Raw genomic sequence first — 6650 nt, forward strand, 5'->3', positions numbered from 1 at the left:
TTTCGCATTCAAATAAAAAGAATGAGTAACAGTGCGGAGCCATACTTCGCTCACAACTGAACTCATTCCCTTGTCCGGTTTTTAGGTTTTGAGAAAAAGAGAGTTGGATTTTCTCTATATAATCACTGTAAATGACGAGGAGCCCGAAAAGATACCCCAAAACAAGACTATATCACCGTTTATAGACTGGCTCGAAAAGCAACAACCTTTACGAAAATGGTTCTATGGTCGAACAAAAACACTCTTCCACATGATCATTTACCATTCCCACAGCCTGCATAAAAGCATAGCAGATGGTTGAACCTACGAATTTAAAACCACGTTTTTTCAAATCTTTACTTAAAAGATCACTTATTTCAGTCGAGGCTGGTACGTCTGAAAGGGACTGAAAGTGATTGTTTTTCGGCTTACCATCTACAAAGGACCATATATAACTTGAAAAAGAACCAAATTCTTCTTTCACTTTTATGTAACATTGGGCATTGCTTACTGCTGACCTTATTTTTAATCTATTTCTAACAATTCCCTCATTCTGGAGAAGTTGTTGAATTTTGTCCTCATCGTATTGAGCTATAACTTCCGGTTGAAAATGATCAAAGGCCTCTCGGTAATTTTCTCGTTTTTTTAATATTGTGTACCAGCTCAACCCTGCTTGGGCTCCCTCTAAAATAAGATACTCAAACAATAAACCATCATCATAAATGGGTACGCCCCATTCATGGTCGTGATAGTCCTTATATAAAGGATCATCATTTACCCAATCACATCGTTTGATCACCATGCATCTTCACTTCTCCTCACTATGCAAATTATTAAATATTTATTTCTTTATTTTATCGAACCTACTCCATAAAAGAAACGCAGAAGGCGCATGAATTCAAGAAAAAAATCCATATAAAATTCTTTACTTTCTTACTAATTGACTGTTTTCGCAGTGATTGCGGCTTTTCGAATTAGTCCTTATTTCGTGATGAAGATTGACTTCACGCATCTTTTCGCCTTATTTTAAACTCGAAATGAGGAAAGGAAAGTGTGTTTCAATCTGTTTTTACGTGCTAGAGCAACAATGTTTGCGAAAAGAGCCTACTAACTTAAATAGGAGCTTCTCATAAAGAGTAAGCTCCTTCTTTTTATTTTTCTATCCAGGAAAACATATACTGCTCATCCTCTATCTCCTTCGCATCTTCTACGATTTTCAAAGGCTTAAACGTATCAATCATCACAGCAAGCTCTAATGTTTCTTTCTTGCCGATGCTCGCTTCAGTTGTGCCAGGATGAGGACCATGCGGAATGCCAAGTGGATGCAAGGTAATAGATTCCTTTTCAATCCCCTTTCGACTCATAAAATTGCCTTCAACATAGTAAAGGAGCTCATCCGAATTCACGTTGCTATGGTAGTATGGAGCCGGAATTGATTCAGGATGATAATCATAAAGACGGGGAACAAAAGAACAAATTACAAAATTATTTCCCTCAAAGGTCTGATGTACTGGTGGGGGTTGGTGAACCCGGCCTGTAATTGGTTCGAAGTCTTCTATATTAAACACCCATGGATATAAATACCCATCCCAACCTATGACATCGAGCGGATGATGATTTAAAATATGTGAATGAAGTTGCCCACGTGATTTAGTTAGCACTTCAAATTCTCCTGTTTCGTCAAAAGTCAATAATTCTTCTGGTCCGCGTAAATCACGCTCACAAAACGGACTATGTTCCAAAAGCTGACCGTATTCATTACGATAACGGCGGGGAGTGGTAATTTGGCTAAATGATTCTACAAATAAAAACTTAGTTTCTTCTTGAGGTAGAACACGATAAATCGTCCCGATTGGAATAATAACATAGTCTCCTTTTCGGTATGTAAGACTACCAAACATCGTTTCTAATTTTCCACTACCGTAATGAACAAATAACATTTCGTCGCCATCTCCATTACGATAATAGCTTTTCATATCTTCTTTGACTCGTGCTGTACCTATAAGTAAATCATCATTTCCTAATAAATACGTTCTGCCTTGAAGAGCATCTTTTGACACAGACTGTTTACTCGTCAGAAAGTGACGGTGTTTCAATGCTTGTCCTTGCTCATATTGAGGCAAATAGCAGCCAACAAGCTCTGACTTTACTACTTCGGTCGGCATATGGTGATGATACAGAATCGACTGTGAGCCTGAAAAACCTCTCGTGCCCATGACCTGTTCACGATATAACGTTCCATCTTTTTTGGTAAATTGGGTATGACGTTTATGTGGGATGCTTCCCATTTGTCGATAATACATTCGGTTAACACTCCTTAGAAAACCTTATTTTTCAATACACCTAACCCTGTTACTCTTAGCTCTACCTCATCACCTGATTGTAGCCATCTATGGACGTCTGTTCCGAGTTCTAAAATACAACCAGATCCCACCGTTCCGGATCCAATTAGTTCTCCAGGATATAATGTGATATCTGTAGAGGCTCGTTCAATCATTTCACTAAATGAATAATAGATATCTGCTAAATTCCCTTTTGATAGCAGCTGTCCATTTACACTTGCAATCATTTCTAAATGATAGCCACTGTCTGTTTTATACTTTTCGAGCTCATCTGGCGTAATAATATAAGGACCAATCGAGGTAGCAAAATCCTTTCCTTTCGCAGGTCCTAACCCCACTTTCATTTCCTGCCGCTGAAGATCACGAGCACTCCAGTCATTCAAAATGCAATACCCAAATATATATTTATCTGCGCTTTCTTTTGAAATATTTCGACCTTCTGCGCCAATAACACAAGCCACCTCAAGTTCATAATCAAGCCACTTGCATTCCTTAGGCGCGATGATTTTTTGCTGTGGACCACGAATAGATAAATGATTGGAAAAATAAAAAACAGGAATCTCATACCACTCATCAACAACAGATAATCCTCGCTTTTCACGTGCTGTTTTCACATGCTCTTCAAAGGCGTAAAAATCTCTAAAACTTACCGGTCTAGGTAAAGGAGCAAGTAGCGTCACTTCCCGATGTGTGTGTGATGGGGGAGTATTTAAAAATAGGTCTTTCACTTTTTTTTCATATTTTCCAAAATGTTGAATAAGCGACAATAAATCTTTCGGCAATTCCCCTCCAGAAGCCCGATGCATATCAACTACTCCATTCGGAAGTAGCCAACCTGCTCTTTCAAGCCCTTGTGGGTTGATAAAGGTAACCCACTTCATCCCCTCACCTCTTTCGTACTAGCTCAAATGTATCGGCCAATGGATTGGTAAAAACTTGACCCGCTAACCTGCCGATTGGTTTTAATAACTCAGTATCGATTCTTCCTTGATGAAAAAGTTCATCTAAAACGTGTACATGTTGAACTTTTCCGATGACTAAACTTCCTGCACCAGGAGTGTCACCAAAATGAAGGACTTCATGTAAAATGCACTCTAGTTGCACCTTACTCTCCTGAACTCGAAACGGTTTAACCGTTTTTGATGGTAGCTTCGTTAATCCAACCATTTCAAATTCATCCACATTCTGAGCAAATTCCTTGGCTGTATCATTCATTTTCTCTGTAAACTCTTCACTTACGATATTAATCACAAATTCCTTCAACTTCTCAATATTACGAAGCGTATCTTTTTTCTCACCGTCGTTTCCTCTTCTCATAGGAGAAAAACAAATAAGCATCGGATCTGCACATATTGCGGTAAAAAAACTGTAGGGAGCTAGATTGGCTACTCCGTCTGTGTCTATTGTTGATACAAACGCGATCGGCCTCGGTACAATTGAACCAATTAACAGTTTATAAGCATCTTGCCACGCTAAGTTATCTGGTGTAATCTCCATCCTTTTCCTCCCTCATCAACTCAATGTTTCTGAAAAACTGTTTTCGCAAAGTTTGTTGCTTTTAGAACCAATCTATAACGATGAAATATCTTTGATTCGGGACATCTCTTCGTTTATTTTTGATGTGAATCATCAGCAAAACGGAGAATTCTATCAATAATAGACAAGATAGCAACAATAGATACGAACAGACCCTCCAGAAAATACCTCTTTTTTTTACAAACTTTCTCCAGCATCTTCGTCCATTAGAATCTCAGATAAGACTTTTATGAATGCTTCATTGTCTTCGATAGACCCTATGGTGACACGTATAGTGTCATCATAACCAAGTAAAGTGCCCGCCCGGACGATTATGCCCCTTTTTAACAATTCATCTGAAATGCCGTCTCCTCTTTGTGCAAACTTGACCATCATAAAATTAGACTGAGACGGAAAAAAGTCAACATGAAGTTTTTTTAATTCTTTTTCTAAAAAAAGACGTCCTTCCTCATTTTTTCTTGAGCATGATTCAATGAAATCCTGGTCTTTCAAGGCTTCCACTGCAGCAAACTGGGCTAGCTGATTGACATTAAATACATCTTTTACTTTTTGAAGTTCTCTAACAACTTTCTTGTCCATCACACCATAGCCTATACGCAAACTGGCTAATCCATATATTTTAGAAAAAGTACGAAGTATCACAAGATTAGAAAAGTCCTGAACCAGAGGAATCGTTTCTAAATAATCTTCAGTGGTTACATATTCAAAATAAGCTTCGTCAATAATCACTAAGACATGGTTTGGCACTGCTTTAATAAAGGTTAACAATTCCTTTTTGCCAACGACGGTGCCGGTAGGATTATTCGGATTACACACAAAAATCATTTTCGTTTTATTCGTGATACTGGCAAGCATTCTAGTCAAATCATGGGTGCCTTCTTTTAATGGAACCGTGATGGATACTCCCTCTTCTAAAAAAACATTGGTTTTGTAACGCGGAAAAGTCACATCAGCCATCACCGCTTCATCTCCGGCTGATATATATGCCCGTGTCAACAAGCGAATGACTTCATCTGATCCGTTTCCAAACACAAGATTTTCCACATGGACACCAAGTTGCTCGCTAACCTTTATGGCCAAGTCTCTCGCCATCCCATCTGGATAATAATGCATTTCTCCAAAATAAGCAGGAAGTTTTTCCTTCACAAAAGGTGAACATCCATACACATTTTCATTCTCAGACATTTTTCGAATCTCACTCAAATTCAACTCTTGCTTCACCTCATCAATACTTTTTCCTAACACATAAGGTGAAAGGCTCTCTACCCTCGAACGAGTTTTAATCATCATCTCAACCTCCCCTACATCAGACAAAGTCATCAAGAAAAGCGAAAGTGGCTCGCCCTGAGGCGGCAGGCAAATGAAGAACTCGGAGGTGATGCTTGCATCACTGGAGGGTTATTCATTTGACCCCGAGCCGCAAGCCACTGCAACCAGAACCCACTTAAAACAGTCTAAATTGTCGTAGCTCGAAAAAAAGAGAGAAAATCTCTCTCCCTATTAAAAATATTATAAATTCCCTCGACGTTCTTGTTCCCGTTCAATCGATTCAAATAAGGCCTTGAAGTTCCCTTCTCCGAAACCTCGCGCTCCTTTCCGTTGAATGATTTCAATAAACAAAGTCGGTCGATCCACAATCGGCTTCGTGAATATTTGTAATAAATATCCTTCATCATCACGATCAACTAGAATACTTAACTCTTTTAATCTAGAAATTTCTTCATCAATCTCACCGACTCGCTCTGACAGCATTTCATAATAGGAGTCTGGCGTCGCTAAAAACTCAACCCCATTTTCTTTTAAGACACTAACCGTCTCTACGATGTCCTCTGTTAAGAGTGCTAAATGTTGCACTCCAGGACCGTTAAAAAATTCTAGATATTCTTGAATTTGTGATTTTCTTTTCCCTTCTGCCGGCTCATTAATAGGAAACTTAATTCTTCCACCATTGTGCATCACCTTCGACATTAGAGCAGAGTACTCTGTATTGATGTCACTATCGGTAAAATGTCGTAGCTCTTTAAAGCCCATGACCTTTTCATAATAGCTCACCCACTCTTCCATTCGCTCCACATTTCCGACGACATGATCGATGGCAATAAGACCTGCGTCTGCATACGGGATCGTGAAATCCACTTTTTCAAAACCTGGCATAAATGCACCGGTATAGTCTTTTCGCTCCATAAGGGTGTGAATCGTATCTCCGTACGTTCCTATTACCGCTTTTTTCACACTACCATATTCGTCACTTATTTCACTAGGTGGTTGAACTTCAATCGCCCCTCTTGATACAGCCGATTCATATGCTTTCTCCACATTGTCTACCGTTAAGGCAATATCGCGAACGCCATCACCATGTTTTTTCACAAACTCTGCAACTCTCGTTTCTTCACTTAAGCTTCCCGTCACCACTAACCTAATATTTCGTTGTTGTAATACATAGGACACTGATTCACGATTTCCTGTTTCTAGCCCCGAATACGCAACCGGTTTAAATCCAAATGTTTTACAAAAAAAGTGCATCGATTGTTTTGCATTCCCTGTGTAATACTCAAGGTAATCCACATCGGTCACTGGAAAAAAATCTTCTGATTTCATTTGCTTCATTACTTTTTCTTCTTGCATAAAAATCCCTCCATTTTATATTAGTTACTCAACTTTCGCAGACTGAAATAGGCAGGTAATCCTTGATGTAGTTAGGCAAGCCTGCAATCCATTGTTGTAGTTGACTATTGATTAGTTTTTGTACCTTTTTGTTGCTCTTTTTCAATGCATATTCAAGAAGCTCGATTA

The 6650-nt window shown here is 38.9% G+C and carries 6 protein-coding genes and 1 pseudogene; all 7 read right to left on the bottom strand.

All coding sequences use genetic code 11. The annotated features are described in order from the left end of the window. Nucleotides 1-208 precede the first annotated feature (208 nt). Nucleotides 209-775: a DNA-3-methyladenine glycosylase I gene (locus U8D43_RS20700; protein ID WP_335873050.1), complete on the bottom strand. Its 567-nt coding sequence runs from the start codon at nucleotides 773-775 to the stop codon at nucleotides 209-211. 355 nt (nucleotides 776-1130) lie between these two features. Next, nucleotides 1131-2282 (bottom strand): homogentisate 1,2-dioxygenase, encoded by a 1152-nt coding sequence (locus U8D43_RS20705; RefSeq protein ID WP_335873045.1) that lies wholly within the window; start codon nucleotides 2280-2282, stop codon nucleotides 1131-1133. Nucleotides 2283-2296: 14 nt separating this feature from the next. After that, a complete protein-coding gene (locus tag U8D43_RS20710; protein ID WP_335873046.1) occupies nucleotides 2297-3202 on the bottom strand; it encodes a fumarylacetoacetate hydrolase family protein in 906 nt (301 codons plus the stop codon). 4 nt (nucleotides 3203-3206) lie between these two features. Continuing rightward, nucleotides 3207-3818, bottom strand: a complete 612-nt coding sequence (locus tag U8D43_RS20715) for a flavin reductase family protein (RefSeq protein ID WP_335873047.1) — start codon at nucleotides 3816-3818, stop codon at nucleotides 3207-3209. 216 nt (nucleotides 3819-4034) lie between these two features. Next, complete coding sequence (gene hisC, locus U8D43_RS20720; RefSeq protein WP_335873048.1) at nucleotides 4035-5144, bottom strand: histidinol-phosphate transaminase; 1110 nt, start codon at nucleotides 5142-5144, stop codon at nucleotides 4035-4037. A gap of 222 nt (nucleotides 5145-5366) precedes the next feature. Next, the gene (hppD, locus tag U8D43_RS20725; RefSeq protein WP_335873049.1) at nucleotides 5367-6482 is read right to left on the bottom strand and encodes a 4-hydroxyphenylpyruvate dioxygenase; all 1116 of its coding nucleotides are present in this window, start codon (nucleotides 6480-6482) and stop codon (nucleotides 5367-5369) included. A gap of 28 nt (nucleotides 6483-6510) precedes the next feature. Continuing rightward, nucleotides 6511-6650, bottom strand: a pseudogene (locus U8D43_RS20730) (IS4 family transposase); the annotation flags it as partial.

It is taken from the genome of Bacillus sp. 2205SS5-2, assembly GCF_037024155.1.
Taxonomy (GTDB): Bacteria; Bacillota; Bacilli; order Bacillales; family Bacillaceae_K; genus Bacillus_CI.

Bases quoted from the DNA above. Each gene is read 5' to 3' on its own strand.
- hisC (WP_335873048.1), bottom strand. From the start codon at position 5,144: ATGATTAAAACTCGTTCGAGGGTAGAGAGCCTTTCACCTTATGTGTTA.
- U8D43_RS20705 (WP_335873045.1), bottom strand. From the start codon at position 2,282: ATGTATTATCGACAAATGGGAAGCATCCCACATAAACGTCATACCCAA.
- U8D43_RS20715 (WP_335873047.1), bottom strand. From the start codon at position 3,818: ATGGAGATTACACCAGATAACTTAGCGTGGCAAGATGCTTATAAACTG.
- U8D43_RS20710 (WP_335873046.1), bottom strand. From the start codon at position 3,202: ATGAAGTGGGTTACCTTTATCAACCCACAAGGGCTTGAAAGAGCAGGT.
- hppD (WP_335873049.1), bottom strand. From the start codon at position 6,482: ATGCAAGAAGAAAAAGTAATGAAGCAAATGAAATCAGAAGATTTTTTT.